The organism is Bradyrhizobium valentinum (assembly GCF_001440405.1).
GTDB lineage: Bacteria > Pseudomonadota > Alphaproteobacteria > Rhizobiales > Xanthobacteraceae > Bradyrhizobium > Bradyrhizobium valentinum.
Genome location: NZ_LLXX01000188.1, coordinates 1 through 17,908, shown reverse-complemented (window position 1 = coordinate 17,908; position 17,908 = coordinate 1). Strand labels below are relative to the sequence as shown.

Sequence of the window (17,908 nt, the reverse complement as noted above, 5' to 3'; positions counted from 1 at the left end):
AACTGCGCGGAAGCTGGGCCGCTGGCAAGCAGCGCGAACATGAGTGCACCAAGGATGATAGATGCGTGTTTCATGGAGCATAGGTCGTGCTCTGCCGCGAAAACGCAAGGAAGCAAAAGTCTAAATTATTCTTCAGGCGCGTCGCCTGTGCTTCACGGCGTCGGATAGATCACCTGCCAGCGCGGATGGTGGTGGCAACGCTGGCGAGATTGCGGACATCTGCGATGGGATCTCAGTTTGGCACCTTTGAGACATGCCCGTCCATTCTGAGAATGTCTGCTGACCGGGGGATTGTGTTGCAAAAGTCGTCTGCCGAAGGTGTCAAAAAATTCTCAGGGCCGCAGGCGCGATTTTCGTGTAGAGATCTGAAGGACCTCATCGCCTCGCGCTAAACTCATAGGCGACTTCGGTAACGCGATTGAGGTTATCCGAATCGTCAATCGCCTCGCGTTTTAAGGTTTCACCAAAACTTCGGACTGATGCAAATTTCGACTTTTGCAACAGTATCTGCCAATTTCGGAAGTAGGCAGATCAGCGCTGCAATGGTACCCAGCGCCCACTACTGTGCGTGTCGGGGCGCGCGCGTCTCTTTGCCACACGAATCAGAAGGCGATCTGCAGCCTAATCTGGCCGATATCAGCCTCGGCCGAGCGGCCGGTCACCGCTTGGGCGGTCGGATTGGCCCAGGCATGGATGTAATTCGCCATCACGCGGATAAACGGCTCCGGGTACCAGTTCAACCCGAGCGTCACGTCCTGTTGGAACCCGCCGCCCTGGATGTCGCGGCTCGTGAGGTCGATAGCGGAGTAGCGGGCGGCCACCTCGAATACGCCCACTCCGCCGTGCGACACGCGCTGGTCGCTTTCCGGCTGCACCCGCGAGAACATGCCGATCTCGGTCGCTACGTTCGCGTCGAGTGCGTAGCGCGGGGACTTGCCGTTGATCACCCAGGCAGCCTGCAAGTATCCGCCCTGGAAGGCGGCGTGGCCCGCTGCCACGCGCTCGACCTGTGTCGCGATGTATTCGGCCTGCAGCCGGAATGGGCCATTCGCCCAGGCGAATTCGAGGCCGAGGCGGCCTATCGCGTTCGCGCCGATCGTGCCCGTATCGACGAGCGCGGCCGTGAACAGGAAGCTTTCCGGGCTCGAGGCGAAGGAGACATCCGGCCTGGACTGATCGAGCGAGCGATAGCTGCCGGCCACGCCGAAATGGAGGACTTCGTTTGGTGTCAGGATCGGAGCGTAGGTGGCGCGGATCGTACCCGCGGTACCCCCGTGGTCGGCCGAAGAATTGATATTCCGGCCGAAGACGCCGGCGGCCAGAGTCCAATTCGTGCCATGCGTGCCGATTGCGAAGCCCGTGCTGCGCCCGGCTGTGGGTGAGAAGGTGCTCATGAGCGAGCGCTCCATGAACGTGGTATTATTGTTGGACGTCAGCACCTCCAAGCTGAAGGGCTCCTTGAAGTTGCCGCCCGTGAACGTGAAGGGGGCGAAGCCCTTGTAGCTCACGAGGAGATTGCCGATTGGCGTCAACTCACTAGTCGCATCGTATTGCAAATTGAAGATCAGGTCCTTGTTGATCGTTAGCATCGGTTCGATCCACATGCGTCGGACCGCGAAGTTATTGGGGAACGCGTCCGTCACCGCCGGGCTGCCACCGGATCCAAAATCCATGTGTAGCCGGCCGCCGAGATGGAAGTTCACGATGTCGTCGGGGGAGCGCAGCGTGAACCCGTGCTCATCCATTCGCACCAGCGGTTTATCCGTCGCCGCCTGGTTGCGGTCGTCAGCGCGGGCGGCATCTCCCGGCATCAACACCACAGCGGCCATCAACGACATTCTTCGTCGCAAAGCGGCGCCGACCTTGCTCATCGCGCCCCCTCATCATTGGGCAGCCATCCTATCACGGAAGGGATCTGGAATGCCATTCGGCTTGTCTTCTGCCAGGACCGCTTTGGGTCAATCGCGTCACTTTGGCCGCGGCCCGACTACTTCCGGTCTTCCCCTGTAAACGGACGTCCTCGGGGCCAGCGGGCATGTCTCAAAGGTGCCAATTTCGGAAGTAGCCGTTTGGCGATTCAAAATCTGTTCACACATCCCCTGCCTTTCGGAAACGGGCGAAGCGATTGGTCGTGTGGTACCGTAGCTCTCGGGGGAGGCCACACCAGGACATCGACCTCGATGCCCTCCCCTGCCGTCTCTGCGTCGATCGGGCAGCCTTATCCAAGGCCTCTGTGTCACGCGCCTACAATGCGTGCATGGCTGATACCGAGAGGGTGAACATCGATGGCGGTGACGAAGATGTAAGAAAACTAAACTCCTTTTTAATCGATCCGGTCGGCATAGCGGCAATATGGTTTCTCACGGTCATCGTGGGCTCGCATGACACAACAAAGGAGCAACGCTGCAAAACGTTTCGTCCTGGCCGCGTCAATGATGGTGTTGGTTACAGGACAAGCCTATGCAGGAACAACAATCAAACGGTATTGGCGCAGCGAAGCTAGCTCGGCGGACCAGAATGCGGTCAAGGACCCTGAAACCGCCTTTGATTCAATGGAGATGCCGCGAGGAATCGAAGTACCCGGACCTTCCCATCACGGCGGACCAAAGGAGAGTTACTAAGCGACGTTGTATTTGTAGAAATGCGGCGTCGAGCAACTCCGTTATCGAGAACATTCTTGAAACAGACAGCATAACGACCAAGCGGTCGGCATGATGCTGTGCCACGCATGAACGAGTGCATTGACACAGAATCAAAGGCCCATGCTCCTCCTTGCGTGCAGCGTTGCGATAGCCGGCGCGATCCGCTTCCTGCCGACGACGCACGCTACTGCCACGCCCTTTTACCACGAGGCCACGCGCATGACCACGTCTACGGCCGAAGCTTTCGCTCAGGATCGGCAGCCTCGCTTCCTCCATGCTGTGACGTTGATTTTGTTCCTCGCGGCGGCAAGCGTACCTACCCCCCTATATCGTCTGTATCAGCAAGAATGGGGGTTCTCTCCATTGATGCTCACCGTGATCTTCGCGGTTTATGCATTGGCCCTACTTGCCGCCCTACTCATCTTTGGGTCGCTATCCGATCGGGCAGGTCGTCGCCCTGTTATCCTAGCGGCGCTGACGCTTGAGGGCGTCGCCCTCGTGCTCTTTCTCACGGCCCGGGGTATCGAGTGGTTGGTGTTTGCCCGGCTGATCCAGGGCTTCGCGACCGGCCTTGCGACCACATCGCTCGGGGCTGCCATGCTCGACATCGACCGGCAGGGAGGAGCGCTGACCAACGCTCTCGCGACGATAGCAGGCACGGCGTTCGGGGCAGTGGGTTCCGGCCTTCTGGCGCAATACGCGCCTGCGCCACTCCATCTCGGCTATGTCCTGCTGTTCGCGCTCGTCATCGTCCAGGCGATCCGGACGGCGCACGCCCCTGAAACGATCACTACGCGATCGCTCCAACGATGGTCCTTCAAGCCGAGGGTCGCTGTGCCGGCGCGGGCGCGGGTCGCATTCCTCGCCATGACCCCGATCAATGTAGCGCTTTGGGCCCTATCGGGCTTCTACCTGGCGCTGATGCCGTCCTTGCTCGTGACGATAACCGACCCTGCCGCCGCCTGGTTGGGCGGACTCGCGGTCGCCGCGTTGATGGCAGGCGCCGCCGCTGCCATTCTAGTCCTCCGTCGCTACTCGGCTTCATCCGCTCTCATTCTAGGAGCGGGAGCGTTGGTAGCCGGCCTGCTCGGGGTTCTCGCCGGAGCAAATGTCGCGTCGCCTTCCCTGCTGTTGGCAAGTTCCGCGCTCGCTGGCATCGGCTTCGGCGCTGCCTATCTCGGCGCGCTGGGCAGCATCGCGCCACTGGCGGAACCGCATGAGCGCGGTGCCTTGATGGCGGCTTTCTATATCGAGGGCTATCTGTCGTACGCTTTGCCTGCTGTCGGCGCCGGCTACTTGGCGCAGGAGATCGGGCTACTTGCGGCGGCCAACGTGTTCGGTGCTGCTCTCATCCTGCTCGCGTGCGCGGCGATATTCCTTGCGCTCGCTCAGCGTCGAGACCTTAGCCGGCGCAAGAGATCAGCGTAGTTCACCGGACTCGGAACGGATGTCAGCTTCGGGTCAAAAGCGCCGTTGGATGTCGGCCGATGACTTCCGTTCTTCCCCGATGAACAGACATTCTCAGTGCCGATCGGCATGTCTCAAACGTGCCAAAAAACGGAAGTTGGGTGGGCCGCGGCCGCCCGGAGGCGCTCGATCGCCCGGCCGAACTCCCGGAAAACGGCATCAACGATCTTGAACGAGATAAAACAGTTCAGTGCCTTGCAATAAATGCAAGCACCGTCTCATTGAATGCTTGGGGGTTCTCAACCTCCATCTGATGAGATGCCGCCGGAATCTTTGCACGTTCTACGCTCGGTAAGCAGCGCTCCAGCATGTCGTTGATGAGATGGAACATCTTAGGACTGAGCTCCCCGTCGATGAGCAATGTCGGCGCTTTCACCTTCTGCACGTCCTCGCATGTGGTGGGCGGGAAGAGGTCTCGCGATAATCTCTCGCCTTTTAGTTCTTGGACATTGTCCATGAGGCGCTTCTGAACGGGAGGTGGGAGTTTCTCGTACGAACCCTCGCCCAACACGCCGTTCGCAAATCGACGCACTCCTTCTTCGTCATTCCCCTGCTTGAATGCTTCGCTCGAAGGCACGATTGATGTCGTGATATAGGTGGTAAGAAGATCATTTCCTTCAGGAGTAGTTTTTAGTAAGGGCATTACGGGCGGTTCGCCCAGCGTCAGGCTGCGAATGGCCTCCGGGTGATCTCGTGCGACCAGGAGCGCAATAAACGCTCCATAGGAATGACCAATGAGATGAACCGGGGTAGATTAAGCGCCTTGATGAATGCAGCCAGGTCTCTCGCATGTATGGTGACAGAAAAATCTGTTGCATCTTTGGGCGATTCATTTGGATAGTGATAACGACGACTGTACGAGATTAGTCGATATCCCTTCGAGAACGCCTCAAGCTGCCCATCCCACGTGCGGTAGTCCTCCAGTGTGCCGTGCACCAGCACCACTGGAGTTCCTTGCCCGAGTTCAATGTAATGGAGTGTAAGGCCATTAACTCGCGCCTCTTTTGTTTTCATCTCCGAGGAGGGCGTGCCTTTCTGCTGCGCGAACGACGGACTCGCGACGAAGAACATGGCCGCTACCGACACGAGGACGATGTGTTTCAAGAGGAGCGTTCTTGGTTGCATATGACTCTTCTGGTGTTGTGATATGTGTCGGGCGCTGGCGCGCACACGACCTTGCGATGGGTCACGCCGGCAAGAAGGAGACGTCGATTATTTGAAGCGCGATGTCCGCCGACGGTACGGCTAGCTGCCCGCTGTCCTATACAAAGACTTCGGCACGTCCGCTTGCGGAGCTAGGGCCAAATCTAGCCGATCTCACCGGCCTGAGGAACGGTTCTCTCGGCTCGACCAATGTCTCAAATGGGTCATTTGCGTCGTTCTCACTAGGGGGCGGCCAACTTCCGGTCTGCCCCGATGAGCGAACTTCTTCGGAGCGCGTCGGCATGTCTCAAACGTGCCGATTCTGCTGTAACAGTCGGGAGCAACGGATTGGGTTCGTAGCGCGCTCGGCACGAGCCGCAGCTTTGACGCGCTGCCCCTGACGCCTTTACGAACAATTACGCTTCAGATTCTATATTGACCAAAACTTCCCCGGCGATGATTTCGGGATCTCCAAGATTAAGGTCAAGCAGGCTCGCTTTAACAAACTCCAGTACCTTATCGTTCGCCGCATTGGCGCTTTCGCGGTCCTCGAATATCATCACAGCGACACCGACGCCTTCGCCCCCATCCAGTACATAGTAAGATCTGAATCCGTGCGATTCCCTTAGGATCTGACCGATGCCGCTCTTGGCGCGGCGGGCAGCATCCGCAACCGAACGAACCTTGGTGTACTTTCGAATGAACATGTACATGAGGCCACCCATACGTCTGAGTTCGAGCCCCAAGGCATCAAAGCATATTGGGCCGCTGCTGGACTAGGGCCTATTTCCGAGATGGGCCAATCGCGTCCTTCTAACCGTGCGCTGACCATTTCCGGTCTGCCCCGATAAGCAGATAATTTCGGAGGCCTCTGAACTTCGCATCGGTGCCAGATTCGAAGTGGCCAACCGAGCCATCGCGTCGGCCATCCGGTTGAACCTTCTCGCAGTGCCGATGACCCACAGAAACGGGTTTGGGGGAACGGAGGTTCCCATGACCAGTTCGAATGGACGCCGGCCGACACGCCTTTATCGATTGATCCTAACTCCCATGATGGGATTGAGTGCGGTTGCTCTTCTCGAGATTGGCACGGCCAATTCGCATGACCCGATGCGACCAGAACTCAATGCGTGGTTCAAGAGTCTCAAGAATAAGGTAGGCGAGCCGTGCTGCGACACCGGCGACGGCCAGCACGTGGAGGCCGAGTGGGATATGACGAAGGGCGGGTATAAAGTCTTATTGAAGGATCCGCATAGGCCAACCGAGCCGGGGCAATGGTTCGACGTGCCATACTCCGCCGTGATCGACCAGCCGAACCTCAGCGGCATCGCGATGGTTTGGTGGTCGCCGTCCTACACCGATGGAAGAATGACCCCTATATGGCGTTGCTTCATTCCGGGACCGGGGGGATGATCTGAGTAAACACGCCCGTAAGTGCCCTCGTTGCCACTGTTTCGCGTGACTCTCTGTTGTTTGGGCAACAGGCGCGCCAGTTCCTGCAAGCTAATTGGCCTCGCCGGCGCACCAGAAAGCATTCCGCGCGTCTACGGCTGACGCGATCCTGGAGTAGCATTGCGGCTTGCTGCGGCCTGAGGCAAGCGATGCATTCATGACGCTGTTTGACGAAGTACGAAGCTTTGGAGAATCTTCGGCAAGCTCTAGTACGGTCAGTCCCCAGAAGGTCTCAGTTTGGTTGGAGATTTTGGGGCTGGTCGACCGAGCTCGACAGCAGACTGCCCTGGTCGATGGCGGAGAAAGAGAAACGGTATTTCAACTTTCTCTCGCAGTACTTGTAATGCGTTCGCGCCAGTTCCTTTCTGATCGCTTCACGAAGTACCTGGGCTCGAATGAATTCGCGTCAGTTTTCTGAGTAGTCCAAACATGCACCGCCCCGCGAACCTCAAGTGTCGCTAAATGCATGGTCAAGCAGCGCAGATTGCCAAGCCAGGGATGGCGCACTTTACTACGAGCCGTTGCAGAACGTCTTAGCCACAGCAATGCCAATGAGCGTCATGTTCCCGACCCGGTCAGGCGCTCGAGGATTCTGGCCGCGAGCGCGTCGTAGTTGCCGTCGAAGTGATGACCGCCCGGCCTTTCGATCAGCTCGGCACCTTTCATTTCGGGAGCGGTGCAAGAGGTTTCCCGGTCGGCCGCCTCATCGCTACCGTAGAAGCATTGCGTCTTCGCAAGGGGGAGGCCGCCCAGCGCAGGCGCGATCGGCCGATCTTTCGCAGAGGCGCCTCCAAGGAATCCTCCGATGGTGATCTCGAAATCGGCCGTGGTGCTGAGCCCGAGGAGGGACATCAATACCACTCGGTCCCTGACTGGGTTGCTGAGGTTGGGCCAGACAAACGGCAGGACGTCAGCACCGAACGAGTAACCGACCAAAGCATAACGGGTGGTTCCAAACTCCCGACCATAGTGCGCAAGGATTGCCTCAACGTCGGTGGCGATCTGCTTGGGATCCCGCTCAGACCAGAAATATCGCAGCGAGTCGATGCCGACCACGGCGACGCCACGACCGGCAAGCCATTCGCCGATCGATTTATCGATGTCGCGCCAGCCTCCGTCGCCCGAGAGGATCACCGCCAGTGCGCGCGCCTCCCCCTTCGGGCGGATCACGGAAACCGGAAAATCGTCGACGCCATGCGAGCCGCGTGAGCCGATCTCGAGCGCCGCCGCTACGAAGGCTGCCTCCCGCTCGTCGGATGAAGCGACGACGACTTTGGCATCGGCGAACGGATGCTGAAAAGCATCGATCCGCTCCTGCTCTATTGGTGAGGCAATGACCCGCCACGCGCCTGGAAGCGGTGTTACATTGTCGAATTGATAGGTGCCGTCGCCGATGGCTTTCATGTTCGGACCGGGGCAATAGGGCCGATCGGCACGCAGTCGCGTGTCGAAGCCCAGGGTTACGGCCCCGGCCAATGTATTGTCGGGCGCCTGCGCGAGCGCAATGAATGCAAACGGCGCCCCCTCCCCGATCCCCGCGACGACCGGGAATAGATACTCTTTGAGACCGAGCTTGCGCTGGACTGCTTGAGCGGCGTCCTTAAGATTGTCGGAGACATAGTGGCACGAGTCCTCGCGCGGCGCGGCCGCAAGCCGGGCACGAACTTCTTTCAAGTCAATCGTGACGGTGACTGCACCGGCATGGACGAGCGCCTCGGCATATGCGTTGCGCTCAACCGCGTCATCAGGACCCGCGGCGACGAATACGAGCGCCTTAGGCGGGCTGCCCGGGCTTTCGACCTGAAGAGATCCGAATACCTCGCTCTCCACGGTCGTATGAACAGGCTTAGGAGAGAAGGCGAACGGCAGAGCGGCTGAGCGCCAGCTCGGGCTCCCGATCAGTATCGCTGCGCAGAGCGTACCAAGAAGTACGAGCAGTCCGACGGCCGCCATAGCGATTCTGTACATGGCGATGTTCCTACTTCCAGACTGCTTTTGCTGTGCCGCGGGAGATCAGCGAGGTCACGTCAAGAAGAACCCGCGGCATAGCCCAGCTGCCCGGGTACGCCAGGTAACGCGGTTCCCAGACCGGTGTGAACTTCTCTTTGTATGCCTTTAGGCCAGCGAAGCCATAAGCGCGCTCGCCATGGCGCACCACGAAACTAGCGATCTTTCCCCAATACGGCGCCAAGCGGTGTTCAGACAGGCCCGAAAGCGGCGCCATACCGAGGTTGAACCAACGATACCCGCGTTTCTTTCCCTCAAGCATGAGATTAATGAACAGGACGTCCATCACGCCATTTGCGGAGGGACGATGCCGCATCAAATCCACGGTGATCTCGCCACCCGGCTGGCCGTACCAGATCGTGGCGAATCCGACGATCTCGCCCGCTTGCCGGACTACGGCGTGGTCGAACCGCGAAACATATGCATCGGACCAGAACCCGATGGAGAAGCCTTTCTCGCCAACGCTCTTGTTTGTAAGCCACGCGTCCGAAACCGCCTTGAGGTCTGGCAGATAAGGTCCGAGCTCGGCGGCCGGGATGATGGAAAACTTCAGATCTTCGCGTTTGGCCCGACTAAGTGTTTGCCTCCACGCGCGGCCCGCACCCCCCTCGACCGTGAAGCTCGAGAGGTCGACCTTGGCCTCCTCGCCAAGCTTCACCAGCGAAAGTCCAGCGTCGAGACAGAGGGGCAGAAGTCGGGGGCTCGCCTGATAGAACACTGGCCTGCCGGCATGGGCGTCGACCACCTCGATGAACCGCCAAAGGAGATCGCGGGTTCTATCGGGGTTGCCGACCGGATCCCCCAAGGCAATCCAGCTCTTGCCTCGGACGCCGTACATGAGGAAGGCGTCGCCAGCTTCGTGCGTGAGAAACTCCTTGTCTCCCAGGTACGCTAAATTGGACTCGGCGCGGTCGGAGCTGGCGATGACGAGTGCAAGCGCCTCAGAATTCACCAGATTGGCCTTGCGGCGCTGCGGCCGGTGGCTAACCAGCTTGTGTAGAGCGATCGCTGACGTCACGACGACGGCGGCCACGCTGGCGCGCAGAAAGCGCGAGGCATCGCCCTTCCAAGCGAAGCTCCACCAGAGCTCGTTGCTGTAATCCACGTTTGTGTAAGCCAGGAAGCCGAGCCAGATCGAACCCACCACCACGATCGCAATGGCCGCCAGCCAACCTGGCGAAAGCGGTTCCGCGAGAATGCCCCCCTTTCGGTAAAAGCTCGTACGATGCAACAGGAGCAGACTGAGCGCGGCCCCGAGCACGAGGGCCTCTTCCCAATCAAAGCCCTTGGCGAGCGACACGACAATGCCCGCGGCAAGGACAGCTACAGCCGCAATCCAAGCGCTATCCAACCTGCGCTTGAGCCCCCAGGCGATGATCAGCAGTAACGCGCCGGCGGCACTCCCGGTCAGATGCGACAGTTCCACAAAAGGGAGTGGTACGAGATGCTTCAGGGCGTGGATTCGCGTCCCTTCGCTCGGCGTGGCTCCCGAAACCAGTAGAACGACCCCACCGGCGAAGGTGAGCGCTGCGAGAATGGAAGGCGCGAGAGACCGGGCGAAAAGCCGTGCACGCCGCATCCAGCTTGCGAGACGCGAGCCAGGACGCTGAAGTTCGCGCCCACAGAGCAATGCAATGGCAAGGACAAAGGGGGTCAGAAAATAGGTAACGCGCCAAAGCACCAGGGCTGACAGGACCTGCACCTGCGGCGTGTTCGGAAGCGTGACGAGCATCGCGGCCTCGAACGCCCCGAGGCCCGCCGGGGCATGGGTCAGGACGGCTCCGATGATTGCGCACGCAAAAAGCGCGGAGAATGCGAGGAAGCGAACCCCGGAATCTGCCGGAAGGAGTATCCACAGCGCGGCTGCGGCAGCCGACACATCAAGAAACCCGAGCCCGATCTGAACGAGCGTGGAGCGTGCGCCGGGAAGGCGGACCTGCGCGATTCCCCGACCAATGGAACGGTTGCCTTGACCGGACCACAGCACAAAACCGGCAAGCAGCGCGAGCAGAGCCGCACCCGTGACGACGTGGACTGCGGCGGGAAGGCGATCCAGCGTGGCTACCGGGTCTGCTCCAAGCAACAGACCTGCGCCAATAGCAAGCACCAAGCTCAACCAAAGGGTCAGGCCAGTGATGGCCGCGAGTTTGCCGATTTCGGCAAGCGTCAAACCCGCCGGGCTATACACGCGCCAACGCACAGCATTTGCGGTTACGACAGGAAGGCCTAGCGTGTGTCCGATCGCATAGCTCGTGAAAGCGCCAAGCGCGAGCGTTCGAAATGGGACAGGCTTGGCTGGAGCGGACGCACGCGCTGCGTGTACCTCATATCCTATCAGGGTGAGATAGCTCACTGCCGAGAAGAAGAATGAAAGAGCAATATGCGTCCATGGCGTTTGCGACATCGCCTGTGTAACCGCAGCCGGATCGACCCCCCGCAGCAAGCCCAACAGTAGCGCTGCGAGCCCAACGATTCCCGCGATGACGAGAACGGCAACCGTCCATGGGTGATGGAACAGACCCCCCACATTGTGTGCAAGGATCGCGATCCAGCTGCGCATTTGTGTCCGGCTACTTGACCGGGAGACATGCTGGAGCGGGTGGTCCGCGCCAGTACGACTGGCATCGCGGAAAGGCACATCGACAATAGATTGGTTCATTTTCCGTTCGGGATTGTGAGCAATTCGCTCAGTATCGCCTTGGCGTAAACTCGCTTTATCCATCTGCCGCCAAATAAAGCCCATGATATTCCCAACGGTGCTGGAATTGCCGAGCGAAACTCGAGAGCCGAAGTCCCGGTATGTGCAGGGCACCAGCGGCTTACCATGCAGTTGGCTCTCGATCTGCTGCACTAAATGCGCGCCCTCCTGGTGCGCGGAGAACATAAAGCAGAAACATCGGCATTAGACGTCAGGCCGATGTAGGTTACCGACCCGCCGATACCACTAAATTGAATTTTAAGGAGTCAGAGGCCCAGCAACCGCCGGTGCACTCGCATTGAACAACGTGTAGCTTCCAAAGTAGGTAAGCGCGCCGCCGCTCGACTTTCCCGCTCGTAAAGTTGCGGTCACGCATGCTCGAGATCGCGCCACTCTCCTTTGATCACGTAAGCATGGACCGGCTGCGGATGACGATGGCGCGAGAGCACACTCGACTTGCGCACGCGCAACAGGTTCATCCAGTAACCTCGCGAAGCAGCCAGCAGTAGCGGCCGAAATCACACGTTCTCCTCAACCGGGGCGCAGATAGGCTCGCCGGTGGGAATCGCGTGAGGAACGATCAATTCGGGCGGCGACTCGATCGGCTGCGGGTGCCGGCGTAGGAAACGTCCGCAGCACCGAGCCGCAGCTCAAGGTTGCGCCGATAATGGCGTCGGCGGATTGACAAAACTTCATGAGCTTCGCCCCGCAATATCCTGGTTAATCACAATAGCGTTACGCCGTGTCGAACGTTTCGGCGAAAGTCGCCTTCGCACTCTTTACATTCCACCAGCGCTTTCTGCGCCGGGCGGAATACTACTGATCGGGACATGATCTCCTTCGCCAGCCGGTGCCTCCGAATTTACCTCGACGCCGATTGCGGAATCAATCAGCGAAGCCGGATTATCGTGGAGCGGAACGGAACCGTCATCAGAAGCCCCTCGGCTGCCAGATGATCGGTAAATTCGCCCTTTCAACCCGACCGCAATGCGTCATCAGCATTCGTTGCCGCCTCCGACGCGCCGGCAACAGCAACGCTCACCAATCCCATTTATCCAATGGGTAGCGCAACGAACTTCATTGTATCGGCTGTCTTCACCCGCATCAGCACGGCATGCTTGCCCTGCGACTTTGCCTCGGACAGCGCGTTACGCACGTCGCTCGCGTCACCGACCGCTTTGCCGCCCACATCAACGATGACATCGCCGGATTGGAAGCCGTGTTCCGCGGCGGAGCCTTCCGGATCGACGCCCGTGACGACAACACCCTTGCCGCCGGAACCAGCTACCTCAGTCGCAGGCGCCAGCCTCAGCCCGATATGAGGCGAACGGCTATCCGGCCGGGCTTCCCGGTTGCCGGCATCGGCTTGTTTCCGGTTGGGCAGTTCACCGAGCGTGACGGTCAGCGTCTTCGATTCTCCATTTCGGAGAATATCGAGTTTGACCGAACTGCCGGGAGCCAATGCCGCCACCTTGCGGGAAAGGTCGCGGGAGTCCTTGATCGGCGTGCCGTTGAGCGCGGTGACAACATCGCCGGAGTGGACGCCAGCCTTTGCAGCTGGACTTCCATTCTGCGGCTCGTCGACCATTGCACCTTCGACTTTCTTCATACCGAGACTGTCGGCGATGCCCGTGGTTACAGGCTGAACCTGGACGCCGAGCCATCCGCGCGTCACAACTCCTTTGTCCTTGAGCTCGGCAATAACCGCCTTCGCTGTCTGCGCAGGGACATCAAAGCCAATGCCGATCGAGCCGCCAGAGGGCGAGTAGATCGCGGTATTGACGCCTATGACGTTGCCATTGATGTCGAATGCGGGACCGCCGGAATTGCCCTTGTTGATCGGCGCATCGATCTGAATGTAGTTATCGTATGGGCCAGAGCCGATGTCGCGCCCCTGTGCGGATACGATGCCTGCGGTGACCGTGCCGCCGAGACCGAATGGATTGCCCACGGCTACGACCCAATCGCCGACGCGCGGCGCGTGATCTTCAAAGTTGACGTAAGCGAAGCTGGATTTTCCGTCGACTTTGATCAGTGCGAGATCAGTCTTGGGGTCTGTGCCGATGACTTTGGCCTTATAAGTCGCGCCGTCATCGGTGGTGACCTGAACAGACCGGGCGTGATCGACCACGTGATCGTTGGTCACGGCGTAGCCGTCAGGTGAAATGAAGAAGCCCGACCCGGCACCGATAATCAACTCATGGCGCTGGGGCATGCCTCCTGGCGCTTCGTCGGAACCGTGTTGCTGAAAGAATTTCTCAAATGGGGGACCTGATGGCGAATTTTCTTCCTTGTCCGAACTCAGATCCGACGCGTCTGACGTTTCATCCATCTCGACTCGCACTGAGATGACCGCGGGCTTCACCTTGGCGACCAGATCGGCAAAGCCCGCTGAATGTTGGCTCTGGGCATCCGCAGCTCGCGCGCTCGACATCCACGGCAGCGAGAGATGGGTATAGCCCGTCGGACCTCCCAGTGCGACGATCGCGGCAATGCCGGCGACGGAAGTGAGCAGGACCAATCGTCGTCGCGAGAAGATCCTTGCGTAAAGGTGATGGCCAGGTTTGTCGTTTGTCATGATCGAAGCTCCTAGGAATGAGGCCACATGGCCTTTTCAGAGTACTAGGGACCCGACATTACGATCGCCTGTCGGACAGGTTAATTCGTGGAAAGGGTAAAGGTGGTTCGCGCAATCGTGCACGCTCTCTCGAAGCCCGGCTCACGCCGGTCGGGAAACAGCGAAGGACGGGGCTTTCCTGCTGCACCAACCCGCGATCCGGAGACACGACAAGCGTCGGCCGCATGCGGCGTTGAGACGGCCGACGCTTGGGTACGGCTATACACCAAAGGGCATGATGAAGGGCTACGTCGCGATTCCTATCAGGCTCCCCACACGCGAACTGTGGCTACATCGGAGTGATTGAGGCGAATCCCCTAAGGGTTTTCACCTTTCCAATGTGGCACCTTCCAAAGGCGATTGCTTAGGCCGTAGGCCCCGCGCAAATGCGGGTTTTTCCTTATTCTAACTCCCACGGTTCACAGCTGACCCAGTGAGTGTTGATCCGCTTGGATCGTGCGCGATGGGAGCAAGCGCATTCCCAGAGATATTCCTGGACTTGGTTGCAAGACGGCCCGTACCGACAGTAGTGCCCCCGAAGGAGCGACTGACGTGACTTCCCATACTCATCCCGCCTCGTGCAAGCGCGAATGTGCTTGGGAGAACGAGCGCAATTGCTAGTGCGACCGTCGTAAGTTTCATAGTTGTCTTCTTTATCGTTTCGATAGGAGACAACCGCACCGACACCGTTAAATTCTTCATAGCGCGATAGAAGCCGCCAAGCTGTCCACATTCTCCAAAGCTAAAATGCTCCAGCAATCGTCTTCCATCGCGGCCCCCTCGAGTTTTCTCCATCCTTCCCAGAACGGTTCGCAATTCTTCGTGGCAGCGCGCCTTGACCGCCACGCTATCCGATCGCACCGCTTTGGCTGAAACCGTACATATGGCGGAAAGTGAGGTCGTTTTTTATTCTGTGGTTCAGCTCGCGAAGAAGCAATGATCCATCGGAACTCGGTAACAGTACAATGTGTTTTGTCATTTCGTGCTCCAAGCAGTTCGCCCAACGAATGGCCTCAGACAGGAGCTTTTATAGCTCGACGTCGCGGCGCTCCAACTCGGCTTCAATCGCGTCAAAGACGATCTCGGCCGCCACCACTGCAAGGCTGGTCCAGAGGATGATCACAGCGCGCACGACGATTAGGTATTCGATCATGCAAGCACTACTCCCAATGCGGGATGTCGGTTAGCTGTGTCATTTGAACGTGACAGCGTGCAAGCGGCCGATTTCGCTAGACCGCTGCTGATAACAGATCAAATGTCCACCACCAAGCGGCAGCAGGCAGCCTCGCTGCAACGATTGCAAGTTTGAACATGTAGGTCTCTCCTGTTGATGCTGAATAGAGTAGCGGACGTACTTCGGACGATCTTGTTCATTCCTGATCCATTTAGACGGTAACTGCGGGGTTCCATGCGCAACGGCAGCAGCTGCTTCTCTTTCAATTCCTCCCGGTGGGCGCGGCCAGGACGACGCGGCGTGCCTGCGCGACATAGCATTCGAGCTTGTTTGACCATTGTCGATCCACCCAAACTGACAACAGCCCCCGTCCGCTTCCGCTCTTAGCCGATGTGTAACGGGACCTCTGGCCACACGCTTTGATCGAGCGGTCCCTGCCAAACCGCGCTTCATGCGCAAGTTTGGGTGACCGACAGCGGCCGACGTTACTTCTGGCTTCAACTGGGCCACGGCCTCAGGATTCGATTGATCTCCCGCTTCGTCAGGCGGTATCCGGACCGACTGGCCCGCCGGAGGCTCCTCGACGGCTGGAGGCGCTATTGTCGGCTGGCTGGTGTCCAGGACGACTTTTTCTGGCCATTTGTGGTCAGACTTGATTCGGATGATCGCCCTTTCGATGATCTCCGGCCGATCAGGAAAACTCGCCGGGGTCTCCGACAAAGACCAGCCAACTATCAACAGAAGAGCGGCAAGCGTGCCTCCGACGCTGATAAAATAGCGGGCTATGGCACCGCCTACCGCTCCCGTAAATTGAGCATTTAGGCTCGCCCACGACCGCGGTACAGCTCCGCAAGTGCGGAGCGACGCCGAGCCGGATTGGCCGCGAACTTTCGCGAGGAAAGCTGCTCTCCATCCTAAGCTCCCCTGCCATGCTGTTTGCCGATCACGCAGCGCCATGCCGCCAGGCGCTTGGCGGGATGCTGCTTCATCCACTCGGCGAGCTGCGGCGCGCCCATCAGGCAGGACTGCATCGACACGTCAGCGAAGTCCGAGGTGGTAACGGTCTGCTCGTAGCAATTTTCTGGAGGGGAGAGACTGCAGAGCACCGCGATGATCTTGATCACGACAGGAGAACCCCGTCGCTACGATCGGCATTGGCGCCGCAGAACGCATGACTTACCGGTGTCTTGTCCTGCTGTTCGCTGACTGGATCAACTGGCGGGAAGATGCTGTCATATCTCGAGCGGGCCTCTCGAATTAGGCGGACTCGCTCGCGCTCAGATTTCGGGACAAATCGAATAATTTCACCCATATTCGCTCCAGACGTTAGTCAGAGAGTACGTCCGCCGTTAGAGAACGCTTCCGCTATGATATGACGATAATCAGGCCATATTGACCTAGGATACCCGCCCGCAACTTTGAAGCTCTGCAGGCGGTAACGAAGGAATAAAACCTCGGGACTGGCCGCGCACCGGGCTCCCCAATGTCACTAGACATATTCCGCAGATTGAGCTGTGAAGCTGCCATCAGTCATGTGCGCCACTCGCCTTCAGCGTTAGCAGCCGATCGAGCGAATGCTTTGGCCGCATCAACACACGAAGCTTTCTCAGCTCGCTGCTGGTAGTCGTAGGCAAGGGCCTCATAGTGCCCCCGCGCGGTTCTCCGGCGCCTAGTCCAAGGCGATTTGGAGCCAAGGCAGCCAATTGCGGTCACTTGCCCGGCGAGCCCTAAAGCGATCGACGCATTTCTTGGAACAAAGCTGGCTTCGCCACGAGTAGTGCCGGACGAGACCAAACTTGCCGTCACAAACTGCGCATCGCGCGGCTCTGCCGGATCCAAAGCTTTCGGAGCAGTTAGGCATTGTAGTCTCCTCTTGGTATTATTGTCGCTGTTCGTCGATCATCCCTTGTTTCACCATTGCACTTCATGAGTCTGTACGCTTTTCCAACACATGCAGCTTAAGATGATCGCGATCAGCGGCTCAATTGAACGTAGGTAATCGTCGAGCACCCAAAGGGAGTCACGGAATGATACGAAGGTCTATGGTGCTCGCCCTTAAAGCCGACCACTCCGCACTACTTCAGACTCGGCTGTGCCCGATCGGGCGAACATGCCTGCTACGTCTGCTACGTTCCGTAGCGGCACTCGGGAACGCGTCGCATTTGCTCCAATGAACCTGCCGCTGGGGAGGATGTAAATTGCCCGCCGTCGATATGTGCGGTTCGCAATCTGCAGACACCATTAAAATGAATTTTAGAAGCCAAGCGCCTCAGTTGGTAGACTTGAGCGGCCGGCCTCGCCGACCTTCTGGACGCTGTTACCGACGTTGAATTCTTAACGTGATATGTCGCCTGATGTGCTCGATGCTCATGAGCTTGCGAACCGCCTGATCAGTGGCAGCGGCCATTGCCCCACTCCGCGACTTTTTTGCGAGCGTCTTACGCGCCCGATGATGATCGCTCGAACGTCCGAACCGAAGTCCTTTCTAAAATACTATTTAATGGCAGAGCGGACGCCGCCTTTCCATGTGGTTCGGTAAGCTATCTGTCGAGGACAACTATGATGAATTTCGCACTGATTGGTGCTGCCGCCATCGCCGCACGGCAGCTTTGGCAGTTCCTGGTCTGGCGCAGGCCGCTACCGAACATCCCGGGGCTATCGCCCGCGTTTCTACCCGAAATCAATCGCCAAAAACCTGTCGGCGGGCA

General features: G+C 58.8%; 13 protein-coding genes and 1 pseudogene. 4 read left to right on the top strand and 10 right to left on the bottom strand.

What is annotated here, in order from left to right; all coding sequences use genetic code 11:
- Positions 1 to 602: 602 nt before the first annotated feature.
- Complete coding sequence (locus CP49_RS33990) at positions 603 to 1,871, bottom strand: OprO/OprP family phosphate-selective porin (RefSeq protein WP_245311002.1); 1,269 nt, start codon at positions 1,869 to 1,871, stop codon at positions 603 to 605.
- Between the two features lie 386 nt (positions 1,872 to 2,257).
- Here CP49_RS33990 and CP49_RS45480 point away from each other — a divergent pair, with 386 nt between their 5' ends.
- Together CP49_RS45480 and CP49_RS33985 are read left to right on the top strand one after the other, a co-directional pair.
- Positions 2,258 to 2,503 carry a hypothetical protein gene (locus CP49_RS45480; protein ID WP_156438811.1) on the top strand — a complete coding sequence of 82 codons (246 nt, stop codon included), beginning with the start codon at positions 2,258 to 2,260 and terminating at the stop codon, positions 2,501 to 2,503.
- A gap of 259 nt (positions 2,504 to 2,762) precedes the next feature.
- Positions 2,763 to 4,070 carry an MFS transporter gene (locus CP49_RS33985; RefSeq protein ID WP_245311000.1) on the top strand — a complete coding sequence of 436 codons (1,308 nt, stop codon included), beginning with the start codon at positions 2,763 to 2,765 and terminating at the stop codon, positions 4,068 to 4,070.
- A gap of 226 nt (positions 4,071 to 4,296) precedes the next feature.
- Here the strand turns inward: CP49_RS33985 and CP49_RS33980 are convergent, their stop codons facing one another.
- The 3 genes and pseudogenes from CP49_RS33980 to CP49_RS33970 form a co-directional block, all read right to left on the bottom strand.
- Positions 4,297 to 4,812, bottom strand: a complete 516-nt coding sequence (locus CP49_RS33980) for an alpha/beta fold hydrolase (RefSeq protein ID WP_245311008.1) — start codon at positions 4,810 to 4,812, stop codon at positions 4,297 to 4,299.
- A pseudogene (locus CP49_RS33975) lies at positions 4,804 to 5,123 on the bottom strand (alpha/beta fold hydrolase); the annotation flags it as partial. The pseudogene CP49_RS33975 and the gene CP49_RS33980, both read right to left, overlap by 9 nt.
- Before the next feature lie 545 nt (positions 5,124 to 5,668).
- The gene (locus tag CP49_RS33970) at positions 5,669 to 5,965 is read right to left on the bottom strand and encodes a hypothetical protein (protein WP_057854501.1); all 297 of its coding nucleotides are present in this window, start codon (positions 5,963 to 5,965) and stop codon (positions 5,669 to 5,671) included.
- Positions 5,966 to 6,245: 280 nt separating this feature from the next.
- Between CP49_RS33970 and CP49_RS33965 the strand changes: the two genes are divergently transcribed.
- Both CP49_RS33965 and CP49_RS45475 read left to right on the top strand, forming a co-directional pair.
- On the top strand, positions 6,246 to 6,665 hold the full coding sequence (locus CP49_RS33965) for a hypothetical protein (protein ID WP_156438808.1): 420 nt from the start codon (positions 6,246 to 6,248) through the stop codon (positions 6,663 to 6,665).
- Positions 6,666 to 6,861: 196 nt separating this feature from the next.
- Positions 6,862 to 7,122: a hypothetical protein gene (locus CP49_RS45475; RefSeq protein ID WP_156438807.1), complete on the top strand. Its 261-nt coding sequence runs from the start codon at positions 6,862 to 6,864 to the stop codon at positions 7,120 to 7,122.
- Positions 7,123 to 7,262: 140 nt separating this feature from the next.
- On the opposite strand, the gene CP49_RS33960 is transcribed toward CP49_RS45475, so the two are convergent.
- The 6 genes from CP49_RS33960 to CP49_RS33940 form a co-directional block, all read right to left on the bottom strand.
- Positions 7,263 to 8,672 (bottom strand): virulence factor family protein, encoded by a 1,410-nt coding sequence (locus CP49_RS33960; RefSeq protein WP_082646387.1) that lies wholly within the window; start codon positions 8,670 to 8,672, stop codon positions 7,263 to 7,265.
- A gap of 10 nt (positions 8,673 to 8,682) precedes the next feature.
- Positions 8,683 to 11,562 carry a bifunctional lysylphosphatidylglycerol flippase/synthetase MprF gene (gene mprF, locus CP49_RS33955; RefSeq protein WP_197423321.1) on the bottom strand — a complete coding sequence of 960 codons (2,880 nt, stop codon included), beginning with the start codon at positions 11,560 to 11,562 and terminating at the stop codon, positions 8,683 to 8,685.
- Positions 11,563 to 11,777: 215 nt separating this feature from the next.
- The gene (locus tag CP49_RS49060; protein WP_420807673.1) at positions 11,778 to 11,915 is read right to left on the bottom strand and encodes a cupin domain-containing protein; all 138 of its coding nucleotides are present in this window, start codon (positions 11,913 to 11,915) and stop codon (positions 11,778 to 11,780) included.
- 545 nt (positions 11,916 to 12,460) lie between these two features.
- The gene (locus CP49_RS33945) at positions 12,461 to 13,987 is read right to left on the bottom strand and encodes a Do family serine endopeptidase (protein WP_057854479.1); all 1,527 of its coding nucleotides are present in this window, start codon (positions 13,985 to 13,987) and stop codon (positions 12,461 to 12,463) included.
- Positions 13,988 to 15,053: 1,066 nt separating this feature from the next.
- The gene (locus CP49_RS48785) at positions 15,054 to 15,179 is read right to left on the bottom strand and encodes a hypothetical protein (protein ID WP_276326867.1); all 126 of its coding nucleotides are present in this window, start codon (positions 15,177 to 15,179) and stop codon (positions 15,054 to 15,056) included.
- A gap of 935 nt (positions 15,180 to 16,114) precedes the next feature.
- Positions 16,115 to 16,324 carry a hypothetical protein gene (locus tag CP49_RS33940; protein ID WP_057854478.1) on the bottom strand — a complete coding sequence of 70 codons (210 nt, stop codon included), beginning with the start codon at positions 16,322 to 16,324 and terminating at the stop codon, positions 16,115 to 16,117.
- Positions 16,325 to 17,908 lie beyond the last annotated feature (1,584 nt).

Coding starts and splice junctions, on each gene's coding strand:
- CP49_RS48785 (WP_276326867.1), bottom strand. CDS start 15,179: ATGATCGAATACCTAATCGTCGTGCGCGCTGTGATCATCCTCTGGACC.
- CP49_RS33960 (WP_082646387.1), bottom strand. CDS start 8,672: ATGTACAGAATCGCTATGGCGGCCGTCGGACTGCTCGTACTTCTTGGT.
- CP49_RS33970 (WP_057854501.1), bottom strand. CDS start 5,965: ATGTACATGTTCATTCGAAAGTACACCAAGGTTCGTTCGGTTGCGGAT.
- CP49_RS33965 (WP_156438808.1), top strand. CDS start 6,246: ATGACCAGTTCGAATGGACGCCGGCCGACACGCCTTTATCGATTGATC.
- CP49_RS33985 (WP_245311000.1), top strand. CDS start 2,763: ATGCTCCTCCTTGCGTGCAGCGTTGCGATAGCCGGCGCGATCCGCTTC.
- CP49_RS33990 (WP_245311002.1), bottom strand. CDS start 1,871: ATGAGCAAGGTCGGCGCCGCTTTGCGACGAAGAATGTCGTTGATGGCC.
- CP49_RS33945 (WP_057854479.1), bottom strand. CDS start 13,987: ATGACAAACGACAAACCTGGCCATCACCTTTACGCAAGGATCTTCTCG.
- CP49_RS45475 (WP_156438807.1), top strand. CDS start 6,862: ATGACGCTGTTTGACGAAGTACGAAGCTTTGGAGAATCTTCGGCAAGC.
- CP49_RS45480 (WP_156438811.1), top strand. CDS start 2,258: ATGGCTGATACCGAGAGGGTGAACATCGATGGCGGTGACGAAGATGTA.